Source organism: Microbulbifer sp. ABF4_148 (assembly GCF_056158985.1).
On record NZ_JBSWUI010000001.1, the window covers coordinates 2,146,747 to 2,168,675 of the forward strand.

Below are 21,929 nucleotides of genomic sequence, written 5' to 3' on the forward strand. Positions count from 1 at the left end.
CGCAACCTGAACGGGTTACGGGCACTACAGAGCAAGGTAACAAATCATGAGTGAAAACATTCACGGCTTTGTCTATCAAAAAGACGCCGATGGCATCGTCACCATCACCATGGATATGGATGGACCGGTGAATGCGATGAATGAACAATATCGCCAGGCCATGGCGGTGATACCGCAAAAGCTGGAAGCAGAAGAGGACCTGACCGGTGTTGTATTCGCCTCGGCAAAGTCCACTTTCTTTGCTGGTGGAGACCTGAAAGAACTGTGTGCGGTTCCTAAAGGGGGTGAGGAACATCAGTTCCAGGTGCTGGAGGAAAATATCAAGGCACCGCTCCGGCGTCTCGAAAAACTGGAGGTTCCGGTGGTTGCCGCCATCAACGGTGCGGCGTTGGGCGGCGGTTTTGAACTGTGTCTCGCCTGTAACCGGCGTATTGCACTGAACGGTCCCAAGGTCGTTGTCGGCTTTCCCGAGGTGACTCTGGGATTGCTTCCGGGTGCCGGAGGGATCGTGCGCTCCATTCATATGCTGGGACTGCAGAAAGCCCTGCCTTTCCTGATGGAAGGCAAGCGGTTGAAGCCGGCACAAGCGCTGGAGGTGGGGTATGTCGATCAACTGGTGGATGCCAGTGAAGAATTGATCACAGCGGCAAAACAGTGGATCAAAGACAACCCAACGGCTTGGGCCCAGCCCTGGGACATCAAGGGGCACAAAATACCCGGTGGAGACATTTGGCATCCATCGATCACCAACTTTCTGGCAATCGCGCCGGCCGCGACCTACCAGAAAACGCGCGGACTATTGCCGGCGCCGGAGCGGATACTGGCAGTGAGTGGCGATACGGTTTCGGTGGACTTTGATACGGCGCTGCGTATTGAGTCTCGCGGACTTGCGCATCTGGTCACGACCCCGCAAGCGAAAAACATCATTAATACGGGTTTCTTTCAGCTCAATAGCATTAACAGTGGTATCAGTCGTCCGGCGGAAATCGAGCGCACGCATGTGACCAAGCTCGGTATTCTGGGGGCAGGCATGATGGGGCAGGGCATTGCCTATGCAGCGGCCAAGACCGGTATTCAGGTGGTCCTCGTAGATACCAGTGCGGAAGCCGCAGAGAAGGGCAAGGCCTACAGTGCCAAAGTACTGGATAAACAAATCCAGCGTGGCCGCAAAACGGAGCAGGACAAGCAGGTGATTCTCGATCGCATCACTGCCACTGCGGAGTATGCTGCGCTGCAGGGTTGTGACCTGATTGTCGAGGCGGTGTTTGAGGATGTCGCACTGAAAAACCAGGTCACCAGGGATGTAGAACAATTCCTGGCCAAGGATGGGGTGCTGGCAACCAACACATCGACACTGCCGATTACTCTACTGTCGGAGGCCAGTGCGTCTCCGGATAACTTTATTGGCATTCACTTTTTCTCTCCGGTCGACAAAATGCCGTTGATCGAAATTATCTGTGGAGAAAAGACCAGTGACCGAACCCTGGCGCGGGCTTTTGATTTTGCCCGGCAGATCGGCAAGACCCCCATTGTTGTGAATGATTCGCTGGGTTTCTTTACTTCCCGTGTCTTTGGCACCTTTATGGATGAAGGCGCGCGCTTGTTGGTCGAGGGGGTTAATCCCGTCCTGATCGATGCGCTGGCAAAACAGGTTGGTATGCCGGTAGGCCCACTGGCAGTACAGGATGAGGTTAGCCAGGAACTCACGCGTAAAGTTGCCGAAACCCACAAAAAAATGGGGGTATCCAATTCCCTTGGAGACAACAGCTGTAATGCCGAGGTGTCAGAGCGGCTGATCAGTGAATTTGGCCGCGGCGGTCGCCACTATGGCGGAGGCTACTATGAATATACCGAAGATGGCAGCAAGCACATTTGGCCAAAGCTTTACGAGCTCTACTTTAATCCCGAGGTTGAATTGCCGCACGACGATATCAAGGACCGTATCCTGTTGCGCCAGGTCGTCGAGAGTCTCAAGTGTTTGCAGGAGGGCGTATTGCGCACTGTGGCGGATGGCAATGTAGGGTCGCTGATGGGTATCGGCGCTCCCGCATGGACCGGTGGATTCTTGCAGCTGGCGAATACCTATGAGTACGCTGGCGAGACGGGCCCGCAGGCACTGCTGGCACGTTGTGAAGCGTTGGCGGCGCGCTACGGGGAGCGTTTCTCCGCACCGGAGATTTTGCGGGACAAGGCGCGTTCTGGCGCCGAGTTCGAGTGACACCGCCTGATAGATTCAATCTTCTGATTTCATGGGAGTTATGCCGAGATGCTGAAACGTGACTTCACTCCGGAACAAATGATGTTCCGGGACGCCTATCGCAAGTTTTTGCAGCAGGAAATTGTGCCGCATATGGAAACATGGCGGACGCAGGGCATTGTCGATCGCGAGGCTTTTCGCAAGGCTGGCGAACAGGGATTCCTGATGGTCTGGCCAGATGAGGAGTTCGGCGGACTCGGCGATAATGACTTTCGCTTCGAGCAGATCATCCTTGAAGAAAACCAATACGCGCTGACGGGAGATTGGGGCAGTACCCTGCACAGCCGTCTCATTGGCCCTTACCTGACGCGTTTTGGTAGTAAAGAGCAGCAACAGCGCTTTTTGCCGAAGTGCGTGAGCGGAGAAACCATTCTCGCCATTGCCATGACCGAGCCGGATGCCGGCAGCGATCTTGCGGGTATGCGTTCGACCGCCATTGACCAGGGGGACCACTTCCTCCTGAATGGCAACAAGACCTATATCTCCAACGGTATTAATGCCGACCTGGTGATCGTTGCCGCAAAAACCGATCCTGCCAATGACCCGCGCAAAGTCGGCCTGTTCCTGGTTGAGCGAGGCATGGAAGGCTTCCAGCGTGGGGCCATGCTCAAAAAGATGGGCCAGAAAGCGCAGGATACTGCCGAGCTGTTTTTTGAGAATGTCATTATTCCCAAGGAAAACGTGCTGGGCGATCCCTCCTGTGGATTCCTCTATCTGATGGAAGGCCTTGCGGAAGAACGGTTGATTACCGCGGTCGGCAGCCTTGCCATGGCGCAAAAGGCCTTTGATGTCACGCTGGCATATACCCGGGATCGCAAGCTGTTTAACCGGAGCCTGGGCGATTTCCAGAATACCCAGTTCAAGCTGGCCGACCTGCGCGCAGAGCTCGATATCCAGCAGGTCTATGTGGACCATTGTGTAAAGGCGATCGGCCAGGGTCAGTTGACGGCAGAAGATGCGGCCAAGGCCAAACTGCTGACCACCGAACTGCTCGGCAAGGTGGTCGACGAAGGGGTGCAGTTGCACGGTGGGGCCGGATATATGGATGAATACCCGATTTCTCGTATGTACACGGATGCCCGGGTGACCAGGATTTACGCCGGTACGTCAGAGGTGATGAAACTGATTGTGGGACGTGATCTCTACAGGAATGAAACGGTGCCGTTTGTAGACCGGGATTTGCCGTAACGTTGTACCGCGGCGTTTTAGCTTGATGTATCGCACTGCACTTAACAACAGGAGCAGAAGATGGATATTCGGGGGAAAACCGCAATCGTCACAGGTGGGGCATCTGGCCTCGGCGCTGCAACCGTAGAGCGCTATGCTGCGGATGGTGCCAACGTCGCGATTTTCGATGTGAATGAAGAGGCCGGCAACGCGCTGGCCGACAAGCTGGGCGCAGACGTTGGTGACAAGATTGCCTTCTTCAACGTCGATGTGACCGATGAAACGTCGGTGCAGGGCGCCATCGATGCCGTGGTAGCGCGCTTTGGTGCGTTGCACATTGTGAATAATTACGCGGGCATTGGCCCTGCGTGTAAGACGTTCGGCAAGAAGGGACCGCATCCGATTGCACTGTATATGAAAGTGGTCATGGTCAATCAGGTGGGCACGTTCAATGTGGCCCGCCTAGCGGCGGAGAAGATGGCGGAAAATGAACCCGTCAATGCGGACGGCGCACGAGGTGTGATTATCAATACCGCTTCTGTGGCTGCCTACGAGGGGCAGATCGGTCAGGTCGCCTACAGTGCAACCAAGGGTGCGATTGTGGGAATGACTCTCCCCATGGCCAGGGAGCTGGCCCCCTACGGTATCCGGGTGAATACCATCGTGCCCGGGTTGATCCATACCCCGCTGTTCGAAACCATTGAAGAGTCTTATTACAAAGCGCTGGAAGCGTCTACGGTTTACCCAAAACGCCTCGGCAAAACCAGTGAAATTGCCAAGCTGTCGGCCCATATTGTCGACAACGACTACATCAATGGCGAGTGCATCCGCATGGATGCTGCAGTGCGAATGCAGCCCAAGTAGTCCGGGTGGAATGCGTGTTCCAGTAGCGGCGCTTGTCGCCCGGCCAGCCAGTTGGCCAATGTTTTCTTTACAGTAGATTTACGACGGGGTTGGATAGCGATGGGTGTATTGAGCGGATATACCGTCATTGAATTGGCTGGCATGGGCCCCTGCCCGATGGCAGCCATGTTGCTCGCGGACATGGGCGCGGAGGTCATACGTATAGAGCGCGGTCCGCAGAGAGACCCTATTTACACCCACGATATGAGTGCGCGGGGCAAGAAGTCGATCATCCTCAACCTGAAAAGCGACGAGGGGCGGGAGGCGCTGTTACGCCTGGTAGAGCGCGCAGATGTATTGCTCGAAGGGTTCCGCCCGGGGGTCGCGGAAAAGCTCGGGTTGGGCCCGGCAGAATGTGCCGAAAGAAATCCTGCGTTGGTGTATGGCCGCATGACCGGGTGGGGACAGACTGGCCCATTGGCCCAGAGCGCTGGCCATGACCTGAATTACATTGCACTGACCGGTGCGCTTCATGCGATAGGTCGTCCCGGCGAGAAACCGGTGGTGCCGCTGAATCTGGTAGGGGATTTTGGGGGCGGCAGTATGTTTCTCGTGACCGGTGTTCTCGGTGCATTACTGGAAACGAAACAGTCGGGCAAAGGCCAGGTGGTCGACGCGGCGATGGTCGATGGTACTGCCAACCTGATGTGGATGTGCCACAGCTTTTCTGCAGCGGGTATCTGGGATTCGGCTGAGCGTGGCGTCAACTTGCTCGACGGTGGCGCCTTCTTTTATGACACTTATGAAACCCGTGACCAGAAATTTATTGCCCTCGGCGCGATAGAACCCCAGTTTTATGCGGAGCTGGTCAGCCGCGCCGGCCTGGATCCAGAAGTCTACGGAGTGGATAGACAGTATGACCCGGCCAGCTGGAAGGACTGCTCGGCGGCCTTTGCTGAAGTATTCCGCAGTAAGACCCGGCAGGAGTGGTGCGAGATCCTCGAGGGCACGGATGCCTGTTTTGCACCGGTGCTGACGCTGGAGGAAGCGCCCGTTCATGCCCATAACCAGGCCAGGAACGCCTATGTGGAAGTCGATGGCTTCCAGCAGCCCGCGCCCGCACCCCGCTTCAGTCGCACGCCGTCAGTGGTACAGCATGGGCAGCGGCATCCGGGAGAAGACACAGAAGAGATCCTCGGGACGCTCGGCTACAGTCCGGAACAAATTTCAACGTTGAGGGCAGCAGGTATTTGCACCTAGGGATTAGTCACTCAACACAACAACAATAATCGAGCGGGGCAGGTGGTTATGAGTGAATACGAAACAGTCAGTTATCATACGGATGAGCAGGTAGCCGTTATTACCCTGAATCGTCCCAAAGCTCGCAATGCACTAAACGCAATGATGCGGGTAGAACTCCACCAGGCACTGTGCGCGGCCAATAACGATAGCAATGTGAGAGTCGTGCTGTTGGCAGGTAACGGAAAAGGATTCTGTGCGGGCGCCGACCTCGCTGAAAGATATCCTGACTCGGACAAAGACGGGTTTATCACCCATCAGCTGCGCACTGAATATCACCCCATTCTTCAGGCGATTACCGAATCCCCCAAACCCTTTATCTCTGCAGTCAATGGCGCGGCTGCAGGTATTGGTGCGGCTATTGCCATGGCCTGTGATCTGATGGTGATGGCAGAGGATGCGTTCCTGTATTCGGCTTTTGGTGCAATCAGCCTGATACCGGACGGGGGCACACACTGGTTCCTGTCCAGAAGCCTCGGAAACAAGAAAGCTTTCGAAATGATCGCTGAATCGCAACGGCTTTCTGCGCAGGACTGTGTGCACTACGGGATTGCCAACCGCGTTGTGGATGCCCGACACCTGCAGGAAGAGGCCCTCGGTTGGGCACGCTCATTGACGGATCTCGCACCCTTGACCCTGCAATACAGCAAGCAGCTGTTACGCGAGGCAAGCACGGCAACCCTTGCAGAGACCATGGAGCGGGAAGCGCAGACCCAGAATATTCACTATCGCAGTGAGGACTTCCGGGAGGGGGCGCAGGCGTTCCTCGAGAAGAGAGCGGCAAAGTTTCAGGGGAAATAGACCCGCCTATACCGATCCGGCAACCGGAAATCCCGGAGGAGCCCAAAGCGATGAAACAGTCGACATTGGATTTTGATGCACTGGATGTTTGTGCCCTGCACTCTTTACAGGGCAAGATCGCATTGGTCACGGGAGCCTCCAGTGGCTTGGGCGCCTATTTTGCCTGGGTGCTCGCACAGGCCGGAGCCGAGGTAATTGTTGCAGCGCGACGCATGGAAAAGCTGGAACAGTTGGTGGCCAAGATCCAGGACTCGGGCAGTTCTGCCTATGCGCTGGCGATGGACGTGGCCAGTGCCGAGAGCGTCGCGATGGCTTTCGAACAGTTGGACAGAGACAACGTCAACCTGGACATCGTGGTGAACAACGCGGGCGTCAGTAATCCCCCCACCCGATTCGTCGAACAGAGTGAGCAGGACTGGGACCGCCTCCTCGATACCAACCTCAATGGCGCTTGGCGGGTTGCGCAGCAGGCGGCGAAACGCATGAAGGCCGCCGGACAAGGTTGTATCGTCAATACCGGTTCTATCTACAGCCTCACCACTGGCCTGATGAAAACCGACTACAACGTTTCCAAGGCGGCGATCGCACAGCTCACCAAAAACATGGCGCTCGAACTGGGTCGCTACGGCGTGCGCGTGAACGCGCTGTGCCCGGGATATTTTGCATCGGCAATCAATCAGGATGAATTCGCTACGGAGCGTGGACAGGCTTATATCAATCGCCTGGTGCCGCAGCGGCTGGGGCGTTATCCGGAGCTGGCGGGTCCGCTATTGCTACTGGTGAGTGATGCGGGCTCTTTCGTGAATGGCGTGGCGTTACCGGTGGATGGGGGATCTCTGCTGGCTCCGATCTGATGAAGCGCATTTACAGAGATGAACAGTTTGGGTGGAGCCTCAATACCGATTGAGTGCGTCCCGGAAAATGGAAACGGCAGCGATGAAAACAAGAATTACCGAACTCTTTGATATTCAGTATCCGATTATTCAGGGTGGCATGATGTGGGTCGGGCGCGCCGAGCTGGCTGCCGCCGTCTCCAATGCCGGAGGACTCGGTATGCTAACCGCCCTGACCCAGCCTTCTCCGGAGGCGTTGCGAGAGGAAATCGCCCGTTGCCGCTCGATGACAGACAAGCCTTTCGGTGTGAACCTGACGATATTGCCGGCTATCAATCCGCCGCCCTATGCGGAATATGCTCAGGCAATTATCGAGAGTGGTGTCAAAATTGTGGAGACCGCGGGGCGCAGCCCGGAGCCGTTTATGCCGGCCTTCAAGGCGGCAGGGATCAAGGTGATCCACAAGTGCACTTCGGTCCGCCATGCCATCAAGGCGGAGAAAGTAGGCTGTGACGCGGTCAGTGTGGATGGATTTGAATGTGCCGGTCATCCAGGCGAGGATGATGTGACCAATCTCGTACTGCTCCCGGCGGCGTATGCCAGGCTGACGATCCCGATGGTTGCCTCAGGCGGGATCGGCACCGGCACACAAATGGCTGCCGCCCTCGCTCTGGGGGCGGAGGGAGTGAACATGGGCAGCCGCTTTGTGGCGACTCAGGAAGCGCCGGTGCACGAAAATATGAAGCAGGCGATGGTCGAGGCCGACGAGCGCCACACGACGTTGATGTTCCGTTCGTTAAAGAATACCTGCCGGGTTTTCAGGAACCCGATTTCAGAGGAAGTGTTGAGTATTGAGTCGAAGCCCGGCGAAACAGATTTTACTGATCTGCGGCCATTGGTTTCGGGAGAGCGCGGACGGGAACGCTGTATCGAGGGCGGCGATATCGATGACGGAATCTGGACCGTCGGCATGGTGATGGGCTTGATCCATGACATCCCCACCTGCCAGGTGCTGATCGAACGTATGGTGTCAGAGGCACGCGCTACGATTCGTCAGCGGCTGTCGTTGATGGTCGAAGACTGAATTTTTCTGGCTGCTTGAACCCTTCTGATTCGCCAGTCGGCAGCCCCAGAGATTGTTGCAGGAAGCGAAAATTCGCTGCAAAGAGCTTTCGGGTGACTTCGGCGCGGGGTGCAATGGTTTCAAAGGCATGCGGTGCGCCGGCGACGACATGGAGCGCGCAGTCCACATCCGATTGGCTGAGGCGCTGCGCGTAGGTCAGACATTCTTGATAAAACAAGTCGATATCGCCGATACCAATCCAGGTCTCGGGTAAGCCGGATAAGTCTTGTCGTCGCGCTGGTACCGCGTAGGGAGCCACCTGAGGTGCACCTGGCGTTTGGCGAAGGTACGCAGACCAGCAGGCTCGATTACTGCGGTTATTCCAGATTTTATGATTCAGCTGATCAAGCGCTGCGTTGGTTGCCGTGCGGTCGTCCAGCATTGGACAAAACAAGGCGACGCTGGCAGGCGTGATGCTGGCTTCGTCAGCCAGGCGTTGCGACAGACTAGCTGCGAGTCCTCCGCCGGCACTTTGTCCGGCGAGCGCTATGCGCGTGGACTCGATATTCAGTCGGCCGGCTGATGTGACCAACCATTGCCACGCTTCATAGCAGTCATCCAGTGCAGCGGGGAATGGATGTGCGGGGGCGAGGCGATAGTCCACTGAGACAACAACCAGGCCAAGTTCCCGCGCATAGGCCGCGCACAGGGCATCATCCTGGGCTGCCCGCCCGGATACCAGTCCACCACCATGCATCCACAACACCGCTGCGCCTGAACGTTCGCCCGTCGGTTGGTAGAGGCGAATGCGCGCGTTCGAAAGTGCATGGGTTTCTATCGTCGCGCCGTCTGCTCCCCTGGCGGTCGGCCATATGCGCTGAAATGACTGAATGGCTCTGACAAACCACATGCGATGAAATGGCAGGGTTGGGATCAACCGAATGATCGGCGCTAATTCCGGATGTACCTTCAGAGGCATCATGATCAATGTCTTCCGCTCGGCAGGTTGGGTTCGCCCTCGAGCAATTCGATCGCCATATCGGCAAGGGGCTTCACCAGGGCGCCTAACTGTTCGGCGCGTTCACTGGACGCGTTGCCATCGATGGCGCGTCGTTTAACGCCTTGCAAGATTGCCGCGAAGCGGAAAAAGCTGAATGCCAGATAGAAGTTCCAGTTGGGGATACTGTGGATTCCACGATTTGCACAGTACTCGCGGACATAGGCGGCTTCCGAAGGAATGCCCAGGTCGGCCCGATCCAGTCCGCCGAGCCCGGGCATTATTCCCTGGCTATCCATGCGCAGTTGCATGCACTGATAGGCCAGATCGGCAAACGGATGCCCCAATGTGGAAAGCTCCCAATCCACCAGAGCCAGGACGCGCGGTTCGGTGGGGTGAAACAGCATGTTGTCGAGGCGGAAGTCACCATGCACCAGTGCAATCTGTCCATCGTCTTCAGGCATATTGGCCGGTAACCACTGCATCAGTGTCTCCATTGCTGGAATCGTTTCGGTTTCACTTGCCCGATACTGCTTGGTCCAGCGCCCGGTCTGCCGCTCGAAGTAATTGCCGGGTTTGCCATAGTCACTGAGTCCGACCCGTTCGATATTGACCGAATGCAGGGCCGCCAATACCCGGTTCATTTCAGCATAGATAGCGGCGCGCTGGCTCGGCGTGAGCCCCGGCAGGGCGGGGTCCCACAGCACACGCCCATCGATGTATTCCATTACATAAAACATGCTGCCGATAATGCGCTCGTCCTCACACAAGTGGTAAACCCGTGCGACGGGCACCCAGGTATTGGCCAGGGACGACATCACGCGAAATTCCCGATCGACGGCATGGGCAGATTTGAGCAAATTGCCCGGTGGCTTGCGACGCAAAACGTATTTGCCACTCTTCGCCTGTATCAGGAAGGTGGGATTGGATTGTCCCCCGGCAAATTTGGTCACAGTCATGGGCCCCTGAAAGCCCGCGACGTGTTGCTCCAGATAGGCCTGTAGACTGTCTGTCTCGATATCCATCGCGGTCGCATTCATGAGCTCTGCTCCTGCTGCTCATCTTGCGGAGCGGAATAACGATCAATGATCTTTTTTCCCAGTGCCATCTGGTGGACCTGATCGGGACCGTCGGCCTGCCGGCACCAGCGTGCGTAGTTAAAGGCTTCCGCCATAAAATAATCTTCGGTCAGGCCGCCGGCACCATGAATTTGCATGCAACGGTCGATAATGTTTTGTACTAACAATGGCACGGTGGTCTTGGTGGCGGCAATCATATCAACGCTGGCGGGCACACCGTACTGGTCCATTTTGTGACTGGTTTTCAATACCAGCAGGCGTGCCATTTCAATCTCGGAAAAGCACCTGGAAATATCCTCGCGTACGGATTGGTGCTTGCTCAGAGGGCGGCCAAAGGTGGTACGAGAGGCGGCGCGCTCACAGGCGAGTTCCAGCGATCGTTGTGCCGCGCCTATCAGGCGCATACAGTGATGCATGCGGCCCGGGCCCAGCCGGCCCTGGGCGATCTCGAAGCCACGGCCTTCCCCCAGCAACACATTGCCCAATGGAACCCGTACGTTGTCGAAGACAATCTCTGCGTGACCGATGGGGGCATCGTCATACCCCAGCGTGGTCAATGGTCGAATCAGCTGGATACCGGGAGTGTCTTTCGGGACCAATACCTGGGTTTGCTGCTTGTGTCGATCCGGGTTGTCTGGATCAGATTTTCCCATGACGATGAACAGCCTGGTGCGTTCATACATGGCGCCGGTGATAAACCACTTGCGACCATTCAGTACCCAGTTTTCGCCCTGCTTTTCGATACGCAGTTCAATGTTGGTGGCATCGCTTGATGCGACCTGGGGTTCAGTCATGGCGTAGGAAGAGCGGATCTCACCGTTCAGTAGTGGTGTCAGCCACCGGGATTGCTGCTCGGGGGAAGCGTAATTCATCAGCACTTCCATATTGCCGGTATCCGGTGCATTGCAATTGAAGACTTCTGGTGACCAGGTGACGCGCCCCATCATTTCCGCAAGCGGTGCATAGTCGAAATTACCCAGGCCCCCGTGGTTGCAGTAGTGACTGTGATTTTCCGGTACAAACAGGTTCCACAGGCCCGCAGCTTTTGCCCTGTCTTTGAGGCTATCCATCAGTGGTAAGGGTGCGAAGCGGTTTTCCGCCTGGTGCAGATGCTCGGCATAGGCCTTCTCGTTCGGATAGATATACTCATCCATAAAAGCACTGAGCTTGTGTTGAAGTTGCCGGGATTTTTCACTGAAAGTATGCATTACGGTCTCCATCGGACGTTGTCATCGTGCTTCCTGTTCAGGAAAACGTGACATTGTGCGGTTGTTCTTCACAGAGCAAATGGCCCACGTCATTAAAGCTGTCGAGGGTAAACCCATCCGGGGACAGGTTGCTGCGGGAATAGAGCAGGCGGCTGGTACTGCTGTTTTTGATCTGCAGTGTCATGTCGCGGGTACGCTTTTCGTCCAGCCCCAGTACCCCCGCAAGGACAACCGCAATGGGTCCGCCGGAGGTGACCACAAGGGTGCGTTGCGCATGTTCCGAGCAGGCAAGGGCGAACCCATCGCGTACGCGCTGCCTGAATGAACGCCAGCTGTCGTTGCCATCCGTTTGAATCGCGCCCTGCATCCAGTAGGTCAGGGCAAGCTTCATGTTGTGGTAGTAGTCCCGTCGCGCTTCACCAGTATCGGACCATTGCGCCGGGTATTGTTGCCTTAGTGGACGCAACAGTCCCTGAAAGCTGTATTCGTTTAACCCGGGTGTCGACTTCATGGGGATCGGTTGGCCAAGTCCCTGGAGGACGCCATCAGCGGTTTGCCTGTGACGGATCATTGTTCCGCAGACGAGACGGTCAAATGTCTGCCCAAGCGCGCGTAAATGTTGTCCGAGCAAGATCGCCTGTTGTTGCCCAAGTGCACTCAGGCGATCGTAGTTGTCCGCACCAAAAGAAGCCTGGCCATGCCGGATCAGGATGATTTCTGCCATAAACCAATGGTTACCAAAAAGAGTCTTGGCAGGCGGTATTGGCCTGCGGATATTGCCGGTTCCTGGTTGCGGGGATTACGCCATCACTGGTGGCGTTTCCTGTACCAGTGCCTCTCGCTCGTTCACACACTGCCCGGTCAGGGCAAACCCACCGATGTTTCCGGACGTATCCCGGAATACTGCCCTGACCCCATGGACGGTGGTTTTTTCAATGGTCCATTCCCCTTTGCAATCACGGGCAGGCGGATTGGTTACTACCGGGTACAGGGTTGTCTTGACGGTGATCGGTAGCGTGCCGTACTTGACTGGGGTGGTGTCGCCGGTGAGCGTTCGGGCCAATGCGCGGGCTGAGGCCATCAGCGGGGCGACGTAGAACAGCACATGGCCATCGACTTCGGCGCAATCTCCCAGCGCGTAGACGTTGCCAGCGCTGGTTTGCAGGTTGCGGTCTACCAGAATGCCGCGATTGATCTGCAGGCCAGCCCTTGCGGCGAGGTCCGTACGCGGGCGCACGCCAATTGCCGAGAGTACGATATCGGCCTCTATCTCATTGCCATTATCGAGCTGCGCGACAACAGGATGGGCACGCTTACTCTGCTTCACAGTATTGACGACGGTCTTGAAGTGAAAGGTTACGCCGGCTTCTTCCAGGGCAGCCTGTACCGAATTGGCCGCAGTTTCAGGCAACAGGCTGGACAGCACATTCGGCATTGGGTCGACGACATCAACCTGATATCCCGCTTGCACCAGATCATTGGCATATTCACAGCCGATGAGCCCTGCTCCGATGATCAGCACCTTTTGTGCACTCTTCATGGCGTCATGGAAGCGCGCATAGTCCATCAGGTCATTGACCGAATACACATGTTCGAGGCCGTTGCCCGAGAGTGGTACGCTAATACAGGCGGCGCCACTGGCGAGCACGAGTTTGGAGTAAGGAATTTCCTGCGCACCAATTGCGACACGCTGCCTGTCAGTATCAATCGCCGTGACCTCGGTCATTGTCCTGACGTCAATTTGATACTCGTTCGCCATTTCCGCGGCAGACGCTGTTGCCAGGTCATCGGCGGTCTTCTGCTTTTGGAAACCGGTGGAGAGCAGGGGTTTTGAATAGTATCTTCCGTCGTCCGCGGTGAGCATGATGATCGGGGTTTGCTGATCGAGCTTGCGCAGTTCTTTTACCAGTGTGTAACCGGCAAGACCGGAACCGACAATGACAATCGGTTCGATCGCCGTACCGGTTGACGGTATGGCACTGACCGCCGGCTCGCGGGTGACTGGTGAAACAGGGGAGGTGCCAACCACCTGCATTTCGAAGTCCTGCTTGCCCACCCCGCACTCCGGGCAAAGCCAGTCTTCCGCAACGTCTTCCCAGCGGGTACCGGGTGCGATACCGTCTTCGGGCCATCCCTTTGCTTCGTCGTAAAACCAGCCACAGACCAGACACTCCCACAATTGGTAGGGTTGTTCCGCTACCTTTGCTGCGACAGTGTCTTCTTTAGGGGGCACCGCTTGTGCCTCGGCACTGGTGACCCCCGTTTCGATCATCTCGAAATCGGCCTTGCCGACTCCACAGTCCGGACACAGCCAGTCATCGGGGATATCTTCCCAACGTGTGCCCGGCGCGATGCCGTCTTCCGGCCATCCCTTGGCTTCGTCGTATACCCAACCGCATACCAGGCATTCCCAGGTTTTGTAGTCTGCCATTGCTTTACTACCTTTTCGCTGTTCGTTGCGCCGCAGCCATGATCGGCGTGATGGATTGTGCGTGACTTGCCGCAGGATGATTGGTCTGCGGTACGCTAGCCCTTGAGCATCTGTTGAATGGTTTTCTCGGTCTTTTCATTAAAAGGCGGGCTCATTCCGGTCATGCCATTAATGTCCATCTTGGACTGCCGAAATATGGACTTGGTATGGCTAAAAGTCCTGAACCCTTCGAAGCCGTGGTACGCACCCATACCGCTGGGGCCGACGCCACCAAAGGGCAGGTCCTCTTGCGAGACATGCATGATGACGTCATTGATGGTGACACCCCCGGAGGTTGTGCGATCGAGTAGCGCGCGCTCCTCCTCTTTGTCCTCACCGAAGTAGTACAGTCCGAGGGGGCGGGGCTTGCTGTTGACGAAACCGATCACCTCATCGAGATGACGATAGGTTTTAATGGGCATCAACGGGCCGAAGATTTCTTCCTGCATCACCAGCATGTCATCGGTGCAATCGAGCAGCAATGTTGGCGGAATCTTGTGGTGCGGCTGCCCTGCAAATGATTCGTTAGCGGGGTTCAGTTCAATGATCGTGGCCCCTTTCGCCCTGGCGTCCGTCAGATAGGTGGTCAGGCGATCGAAGTGGCGCTGGTTGATGACAGACGTATAGTCACTGTTGTTCAGCAAAGAGGGAAACATTTTGCTCGCCGAAGCTTTGAGGCCTTCCACATACTGGTCGAGGGCCTGTTCGGGAACAAAACAATAATCGGGTGCCAGGCAAATTTGTCCTGCGTTGGTGGTCTTGCCCCACATAATCCGGTCGCACACGAGATTCGGATCCGCAGATTCACTGACAATCACTGGAGACTTGCCGCCGAGTTCCAGGGTAACGGGAACCAGGTTCTGTGCGGCCGCCGTCATGACATGCTTGGCGATCGAGGTCGCACCGGTAAAAATCAGGTGGTCAAATGCGAGGCTGCTGAAAGCCTGGCCGATTTCCGGGCCACCCGTGATCACTGCCACCTCAGTGGGATCAAATGCTTCCTCCACCATGAGTTTCATCAGCTCGGAGGTGGCCGGGGTGAACTCGGAGGGCTTAATCATTGCGCGATTACCGGCTGCGAGCACCTGCGCCAGGGGCGCAAAGGTGAGGTTCACCGGGAAATTCCACGGGCTGATAATGCCCACGACACCGAGAGGCTGATACTCGATTCGGGAGCGTGCGCCAAATAGATTCAGTGGGAACAGGGTGCTGCGTTTTTCCGCACGCATCCATTTCTTCAGGTGTTTCCTTGCATGTGCGAGTGGGCCAACTCCGGCCGCCACGTCCATCAGTTTACTGTGCTGCGTTGAGCGGTGACCAAAGTCGCTATTGAGTGCGTCCGCAATCTGGTCCTGATACTTCTGCAGTTGGGCGATCGCGCGGTTGAGGCGGTCAATACGTACCTCTGCAGAGACATGCCCCTCCTGCAGGTAGGCCGCTCGCTGTGCGTCCAGGCAGGTCGCCAGCTCTGCTACAGATTGCGCATCTGGTGGGATGATTGCGTTCATTATTATGTCCTCTACTGGTGCGGTTCGCGCCGCTGTTTCACCCGAGTCCAGCCTAATAACGTTCAGGGTCGTCGTCTATGCCTGAGTCTAAGGCAATATCCCAATAAAGAAAACAGGATAGACGGATTGTTTTGTTGTAGGCGGTTTGCTACGATCGTTGCAGGTGGTGCTGAACCGTGTATTGCGGGCGTGCCAGCGGTCGGGAAGGTTGTGTAACCCTTTGAAATTGTGAGCTTTGTTGCGTGTCAGTGGGTGGTCACACAAGCTTTAAAACGTAAGCAGACATTCGTTGGAGTCGAAGCAATATGGACTTTTCTCTATCAGAAGAACAGGCGATGTTGCGCGATAGTGTCGAAAAATTCGTACGCGAAAATAGCGATGTAGAACGCCACCGTGCGCTGAGTAAAACGACTCAGGGGTTCGATCCGCAAACCTGGCAACAGTTTGCCGAACTGGGTTGGCTGGCAATGCCCTTCAGTGAGGCTCTGGGCGGTTTTGGTGGCGGTGCGGTAGACCTGATGGTGATGTCAGAGGAAATGGGCAAGGGATTGCTCAGAGAGCCCTTCCTGACCACAGCAGTCACCTGTGGGGGATTCCTGCAAGTCGCGGGCAGCAGTGCGCAGCAAGATCGATATGCGGGCGAAATGATCGCTGGCCAGTCGCAATGGGCTTTCGCGTTCGCGGAGTGTTCGGGCGGTTATGAGATGCATCGCATTTCGACCCGCGCCTCGTTGACGGAATCTGGATATGTGTTGAGCGGCAGTAAACTGGCCGTGTTGAATGGCCATTGCGCGGACTATTTCGTGGTGACTGCGGCAACAACCGATGGATTGAGCCTGTTTATTATTGATGGGCAGCAGGAAGGCGTGCGGCGGGAAGCCTTTTCGGCGGTCGATGGGAGTCGCGGTGCACACGTTCACTTTGACCGGGTTGAATTAGGCGTCGAGCAACTGCTGGGTAAGCCGGGATTGGGTGAGTCGTACATTGATGCGGTATTACAAAAGACCATCGTCGCGATGGGCGGCGAAGCCCTTGGTGCAATGCAGGTGTTGTTGAACGCTACGGTGGAGTACACCAAGACCCGAGAGCAGTTTGGCCAGCCGATTGGCAAGTTCCAGGCGCTGCAGCACCGTATGGCAGATATGTTCCTGAAAGTGGAGGAAACCCGCTCCCTGCTATTACACGCCGCCATTCTGGTGGACGAGGGAAGTGATCAGGCCGGCAAAGCCTGCGCGGCGCTAAAGGTCAAACTGGCCGAGGCCGGGCGCGCGATCTCCCAGGAAGCCATTCAGTTGCATGGTGGCATCGGCATGACCGACGAACTGAATGTCGGACACCATTTCAAGAGGCTATTGCTGCTGGCGATGCTCTACGGCGACGAAGAGCACTATCTGGAAAGGTATTGTGCGCTGTCCGCCTGAGCCTCCGCCAGCGTCCGCGGACAGGGCCTTTCGGGTGGAATAAAGCGACAGAGTAGACCCAAAAAAGCCACCCGAAGGTGGCTTTTTTTAGCTTTTCGCTTTCATTTTCGCGGAGTGCTGGGAAATGGCGGTCGGGCCGTCATCGGAAAATATTTCTTCCAGGCGATCTCCCAGGTAGTCGAGCAATCGGTTGATCCGCTTGTTCTTGTTTTTGCCCCACTGGCCGACGGCCATGCCTTCCATCATAAATTTGGTCAGGTCCATGGCCAGGAAGTAAAGCTCTCCACGCTCATTCCACTCTTCAAAGAGCTCGTGATTGGACTCATGCACGTGCTCTTCAAAGCGTGCGGTTGCACGTTCCAGAATGGAGTTGAGTTCCTCGTCAGTACGTCCGGCCACACACAGCTCATGGTAAACAACAAACAGGTCGCCGGTCAGGTGCTCCCAGTAGGCGTCGAGGCCCGCACGCCTGCGCTCTCTGCCTTTCAGTTTCTTGGGGATTCTTGCTACACGCTGGGTGTAGTCATCGAGCAGCTTGCCATGGAGATACTCAACCGCGGCCTGGATCAGTTCTGTCTTGGAGGGGAAATGATGCAGCATGGCGCCACGGGAAACGCCGGCCGCATCGGCTACTTTAGCAGTGGTGACGTTGGAGTAACCCAAGTTGATAAAGCAATCAATGGCGGCTTCCAGAATACGGTCACGGGTCATGGCACTCTTTTTCGACTGCCAACTGACCTCGCCTTCGGCCAGGTCATCAGATTTACGTGCCTTCACATCACTCATCGCGATCTCGTTTCCTGCTGCGTTTTATTAAAAACAGTTGGTACTGTTTTAGTCGGTCAGTACTGCGCAATTATAAGGAAATGTGCTGCAAAAGAAAGGCCAGCACCGGTTAGTTGTGCGGCTTTCACCCGAAAGCCGGTCGAGAAAATTTATCAGGCTTGCCATTTCGGTCTAACCGGTATGGCGTGACCGCCCGGGCTTTACGGCACTCTCGTGTGCGCTCAATGCTGTGCAAAGGGTAGGTATACGCATCGGTATTCCGGCGTGGATTAGGGTGAAGTAACGGAATCACGGGGACTTTTGATCGGAGAATCCCTCCCGGTGCCGCTTCACCGGGACGGAGATTGTCGAGGCATCGCGCTCTATTGGTTTACCCCACCCATACAGAGGTATTTAATTTCGAGATAGTCATCGATGCCATATTTGGAGCCTTCGCGCCCGATGCCGGACTCCTTCATGCCTCCGAATGGTGCGACTTCGGTTGAGATGATGCCTTCGTTGATACCGACAATACCGTAGTCGAGACCTTCGGACACTCGCCAGATACGACCCATATCTCGGGCGTAGAAGTAGGCCGACAATCCAAAGGGCGTGTCATTGCCGATACGGATCGCCTCTTCTTCGGTTTTGAACTTGAACACCGGTGCCACCGGACCAAAAATCTCTTCGCGATAGACATCCATAGAAGCGTCGACGTTGGTCAATACCGTGGGTGGGAAAAAGTTTTGACCCAGCCGCTCGCCACCGCCCCCAATCAATGTTTGGGCACCATTGTCTGTGGCCTGGCGAACGATGGCGCTGACTTTGGCAAAGGCGTCGTCGTTGATGAGCGGACCAATGGTGACGCCTTCGTCGATCCCATCGCCGACTTTGAGCGCACTCACAGCGGTGACAAACTTGTCGACAAAGGCATCGTACACAGATTCCTGCACGAGAATACGGTTTGCGCACACGCAGGTCTGCCCGGCATTGCGGAACTTGGATGCCATAAGCCCCTGTACGGCCGCATCGAGGTCGGCATCGTCAAAGACAATAAATGGCGCATTGCCACCGAGCTCCATCGAGGTTTTCTTGATGGTTCCTGCACACTGTTCCATGAGTGTCTTGCCGATCTCTGTGGAACCGGTGAAGGTGAGCTTGCGCACGATCGCACTGCTGGTCATTGCGCCGCCGATATCGCGGGCCTTATTGCCAGCCACCACACTAAAGGCACCCGCAGGGATACCCGCTTCTTCGCCCAGTTTTGCCAGTGCCAGCGCACACAGCGGGGTCTCGGTGGCTGGTTTTAGTACGATAGTGCAGCCTACGGCCAGTGCCGGAGCCACCTTGCGGGTAATCATCGCGATCGGGAAGTTCCATGGGGTGATCGCGGCCACCACGCCGACCGGTTGCTTCAGGGTGACAATACGCTGATTGGGATTGTTCGCAGCAATGGTATCGCCGTATACGCGGCGGCCTTCCTCCGCAAACCATTCGACAAACGAGGCGCCATAGGCAACTTCCGCGCGGGACTCCGCCAGTGGTTTGCCTTGCTCCGCGGTCATCAATCTTGCCAGGTCTTCCTGGTTCGCCATGATCAGTTGGAACCAGCGTTTGAGCACAGCAGATCTTTCTTTGGCGACGACCTGTCTCCAGCTTTTGAGCGCCTCATCTGCCGCCTGGATCGCGCGGTGGGTTTCTGCCGCGCCGGCGTTGGGCAGATCGATGATTTTTTCGCGGGTTGCCGGGTTGTATACCGAAAATGTGGTTTCATTATCGGCGTTTACCCATTCACCATTGATATAGAGCTGGGAGCGGAGCAGCGATGGATCGGAGAGGGCTAGCATAATATTCCTCGGAGAGTCGGCAACAGAGTTGAGTTCATAGGGGATTGGAGATTCGGCCGCATGGAGAACATTTGAGGCCCACACAGCAAATATTTTGTTGTGGGCACGGTATTGCTGCAAGCGGCTTTGAAGTATTCAGTCGGGTACGCTCACCTTGCGAACTGACACCGCGATAGCACTTTGTTGAGCCATACCGGAGTATTTCGCCGGGTTGTCCAGGTTGTGGATGAGCCGGTTGGTGTTGGCCCCGATTTCCCGCACCTTATCATCGCCTGCGCCATCCGGGGCGCTCCCCCAGCAGTGCGCCATGGAAATCACACCCCGGCGAATATCCGGACTGCTCTGTGCCACACCGGGGATTTCACCGCGCGCGGAGCGAATAAAGATGATCTCGCCATCTTCGATGCTCAGGTCCGCGAGATCTTCCGGGTTCATATAAGCCGGATTGGTTGTACCCTTGGAGGCGAGGAAGCTCAGCTCCGGACCGGTGGAGTTAAAGGTATTTTTCATACGACGGCTCACCAGCAGGTAAGGGTGTTCACCCGCTTGTGCAACACTGCGATCCGCATCACTGGCGGCGCCTTCGAGCTCCTCTGCCAGTCCTTCAGGGAAGAGGTCCAGCAGGCCTTTGGTTGTCGGATCCGCCGGCTCGACTATGACATCGGGCGCGTCGAATACATGACCGCCCTCGCGCTGGTAAATCTCTTCCAGCGGCACTCTTGAGCCCGCCGTCATTTTTTCCAGGATTTCGTACTTGGTCGGTTTGTTGACCATGTCCAGCGGCTGCTCGCGTATGCTGAGCTCCAGTCCGAGACGCTTGCCGAGCTCCCAGAACAGTTCCCACTCCTCGATGACGTCGCCCTCGGCTTCTACCACCGTCTTCGTATAGTGACTGTATGGCTGTTCGTACCAGATATCGGTGAGTACAGTGAGATCATCGCGCTCCAGGCAGAGCTTCGAGCCGATGACGTAATCCGCCATTTCCGCCGTGGCAGAGAGTTTGTAATCGAGGCAAATCAGCAAGTCGAGATTCTTCAGCGCCTGGTAGGCTTTTTCCTGTCCGGGCCATGCCAGCAACGGGTTTCCGCCAATACAGATTAACGCCCGAATTTGTCCTTCGCCCTCCATCAATATCTCGTCTGCGCAAATAGCGGTGGGCATTTCCTTGATCGGACCATTCGCTGTGAGTACGGTCACCTCGCCAATGTCGTCGGATACCCGGCTGCGTATGCCCGTCAGCCACTCCGGTTGTGGAGGTACTGCCTGCGCCATGCGGGGAAAGGGTGGCGAGAGTACGCCGGGATTCGGCAGTTGTTCTCCCGCGCGGTAGTGACGCCCACAAATCGCATTCAACGCCTGGGTCAGATGTTGTACCAGATTGGGGTAGGGGCCCATTTCCGGCCCCGTGCCCGTGGTGGCGGAACCCCTGGGACCCGCAGCGAACAGCCGCGCCGCTGCGAGGATGTCATCTTTTTCGAGCCCGGCGCGCTCTGCGACGTAATCCGGAGTAAAGCGCGCGAGACTTTTCTGGAAGGCTGCCAGGTTCTCAATATTCTCTTCACAGAACTCGGCGTCGTGCAGGTTTTCTTCCAGGATGATGTGCAGCAGTCCCGCCAGCAGAATCGCGTCCTGACCGGGTTTGATCTGTAAGTGGATGTCTGAACGTGCAGCGACCTCTGTGCGCCGGGGATCGACACAGATAATTTTCAGGCCGCGCTTTTTCCCCTCACGCAAGGCGCTACTGGGGCTGAATGAAGGAATGCCACCTGGAATGGAAAAATGCGAGACCAGGGTATTGTTGCCGACAATCAATGCGACGTTGGAATCCCGCCAGGTATGGTTGCCGCCGGCCCAGAAACCCATTCGCGCCTGGCCAATGCCCACTTTTGCTGGCTGGTCGATCGTGATGCTGGTGTAGTAAGACGGCGAATCCAGCGCGGTATGCCAGGCTTTGGCAACCGGATGGGTCGCAGAATTTTGAAAGGAGACGGTACCGTTGTAACTGGCAATACTGCGTGGACCGTACTTGTCCCGAATGGCTTTGAGCTTCTCGGCGATCTCATCAAGCGCCTGTTCTGTGGAGATTTCACTGCGGGTACCGTCGGAATTTTTCTTCAGCGAGCTGAGAATCCGCTCGGGCAAATACAGCTGTTCTGGCATTTGCCGGCCTTTCAGGCAGGTATATCCGCCAAAGACTTCATTGTCGGTGTCTGGCCGCAATCCGATAACCTTGTTGTCCCTGACCGTGACCTCCATCGGGCAGGTCGCGTGGCAGAATCGGCAGTAGGTTTTAATCTTCTTGTCGCCTTGCATTTCAGCCATGATCTTCAACCCTGAATTTTATTATTGATAAGTTGGCCTGTGCCTGAAC

At 56.3% G+C, this 21,929-nt stretch carries 17 protein-coding genes; 8 read left to right on the forward strand and 9 right to left on the reverse strand.

The genetic code is table 11. The features are described from left to right. Positions 1 to 46 precede the first annotated feature (46 nt). The 7 genes from ACXAD0_RS09330 (at position 47) to ACXAD0_RS09360 (ending at position 8,284) form a co-directional block, all read left to right on the forward strand. A complete protein-coding gene (locus ACXAD0_RS09330) occupies positions 47 to 2,218 on the forward strand; it encodes a 3-hydroxyacyl-CoA dehydrogenase NAD-binding domain-containing protein (protein WP_475088117.1) in 2,172 nt (723 codons plus the stop codon). Between the two features lie 48 nt (positions 2,219 to 2,266). Beyond that, a complete protein-coding gene (locus ACXAD0_RS09335) occupies positions 2,267 to 3,445 on the forward strand; it encodes an acyl-CoA dehydrogenase family protein (protein WP_475088118.1) in 1,179 nt (392 codons plus the stop codon). Positions 3,446 to 3,505: 60 nt separating this feature from the next. Next, on the forward strand, positions 3,506 to 4,288 hold the full coding sequence (locus tag ACXAD0_RS09340) for an SDR family NAD(P)-dependent oxidoreductase (RefSeq protein WP_475088119.1): 783 nt from the start codon (positions 3,506 to 3,508) through the stop codon (positions 4,286 to 4,288). 99 nt (positions 4,289 to 4,387) lie between these two features. Continuing rightward, positions 4,388 to 5,527 (forward strand): CaiB/BaiF CoA transferase family protein, encoded by a 1,140-nt coding sequence (locus ACXAD0_RS09345; RefSeq protein WP_475088120.1) that lies wholly within the window; start codon positions 4,388 to 4,390, stop codon positions 5,525 to 5,527. A gap of 48 nt (positions 5,528 to 5,575) precedes the next feature. Next, entirely contained in the window at positions 5,576 to 6,367 is a 792-nt protein-coding gene (locus ACXAD0_RS09350) for an enoyl-CoA hydratase/isomerase family protein (protein ID WP_475088121.1), read from the forward strand. A gap of 50 nt (positions 6,368 to 6,417) precedes the next feature. After that, positions 6,418 to 7,221 carry an SDR family NAD(P)-dependent oxidoreductase gene (locus ACXAD0_RS09355; RefSeq protein ID WP_475088122.1) on the forward strand — a complete coding sequence of 268 codons (804 nt, stop codon included), beginning with the start codon at positions 6,418 to 6,420 and terminating at the stop codon, positions 7,219 to 7,221. Between the two features lie 82 nt (positions 7,222 to 7,303). Then, on the forward strand, positions 7,304 to 8,284 hold the full coding sequence (locus ACXAD0_RS09360; protein WP_475088123.1) for an NAD(P)H-dependent flavin oxidoreductase: 981 nt from the start codon (positions 7,304 to 7,306) through the stop codon (positions 8,282 to 8,284). Here ACXAD0_RS09360 and ACXAD0_RS09365 read toward each other — a convergent pair. From ACXAD0_RS09365 to ACXAD0_RS09390, 6 genes are all read right to left on the reverse strand, one after another. After that, entirely contained in the window at positions 8,244 to 9,245 is a 1,002-nt protein-coding gene (locus tag ACXAD0_RS09365; RefSeq protein ID WP_475088124.1) for an alpha/beta hydrolase, read from the reverse strand. The two genes, ACXAD0_RS09360 and ACXAD0_RS09365, sit on opposite strands and share 41 nt — an antisense overlap. Positions 9,246 to 9,247: 2 nt before the next feature. Beyond that, positions 9,248 to 10,300 (reverse strand): phosphotransferase, encoded by a 1,053-nt coding sequence (locus ACXAD0_RS09370; protein ID WP_475088125.1) that lies wholly within the window; start codon positions 10,298 to 10,300, stop codon positions 9,248 to 9,250. After that, entirely contained in the window at positions 10,297 to 11,547 is a 1,251-nt protein-coding gene (locus ACXAD0_RS09375) for an acyl-CoA dehydrogenase family protein (protein WP_475088126.1), read from the reverse strand. Before ACXAD0_RS09375 ends, ACXAD0_RS09370 begins: the two co-directional genes overlap by 4 nt. A 37-nt stretch (positions 11,548 to 11,584) precedes the next feature. Then, positions 11,585 to 12,271 (reverse strand): histidine phosphatase family protein, encoded by a 687-nt coding sequence (locus ACXAD0_RS09380; RefSeq protein WP_475088127.1) that lies wholly within the window; start codon positions 12,269 to 12,271, stop codon positions 11,585 to 11,587. A gap of 75 nt (positions 12,272 to 12,346) precedes the next feature. After that, positions 12,347 to 13,978 carry an FAD-dependent oxidoreductase gene (locus tag ACXAD0_RS09385; RefSeq protein WP_475088128.1) on the reverse strand — a complete coding sequence of 544 codons (1,632 nt, stop codon included), beginning with the start codon at positions 13,976 to 13,978 and terminating at the stop codon, positions 12,347 to 12,349. Positions 13,979 to 14,073: 95 nt separating this feature from the next. Further along, on the reverse strand, positions 14,074 to 15,525 hold the full coding sequence (locus tag ACXAD0_RS09390; protein WP_475088129.1) for a coniferyl aldehyde dehydrogenase: 1,452 nt from the start codon (positions 15,523 to 15,525) through the stop codon (positions 14,074 to 14,076). A 305-nt stretch (positions 15,526 to 15,830) separates the two neighbouring features. Here ACXAD0_RS09390 and ACXAD0_RS09395 point away from each other — a divergent pair, with 305 nt between their 5' ends. Then, positions 15,831 to 16,946, forward strand: coding sequence for an acyl-CoA dehydrogenase family protein (locus tag ACXAD0_RS09395; RefSeq protein ID WP_475088130.1), 1,116 nt, complete (start codon positions 15,831 to 15,833; stop codon positions 16,944 to 16,946). 87 nt (positions 16,947 to 17,033) lie between these two features. On the opposite strand, the gene ACXAD0_RS09400 is transcribed toward ACXAD0_RS09395, so the two are convergent. From ACXAD0_RS09400 to ACXAD0_RS09410, 3 genes are all read right to left on the reverse strand, one after another. Then, positions 17,034 to 17,732, reverse strand: coding sequence for a TetR/AcrR family transcriptional regulator (locus ACXAD0_RS09400; RefSeq protein WP_475088131.1), 699 nt, complete (start codon positions 17,730 to 17,732; stop codon positions 17,034 to 17,036). Positions 17,733 to 18,094: 362 nt separating this feature from the next. Beyond that, entirely contained in the window at positions 18,095 to 19,558 is a 1,464-nt protein-coding gene (locus tag ACXAD0_RS09405; RefSeq protein ID WP_475088133.1) for an NAD-dependent succinate-semialdehyde dehydrogenase, read from the reverse strand. Positions 19,559 to 19,693: 135 nt separating this feature from the next. Next, complete coding sequence (locus ACXAD0_RS09410) at positions 19,694 to 21,880, reverse strand: molybdopterin-containing oxidoreductase family protein (RefSeq protein WP_475088134.1); 2,187 nt, start codon at positions 21,878 to 21,880, stop codon at positions 19,694 to 19,696. Between the last annotated feature and the right edge of the window lie 49 nt (positions 21,881 to 21,929).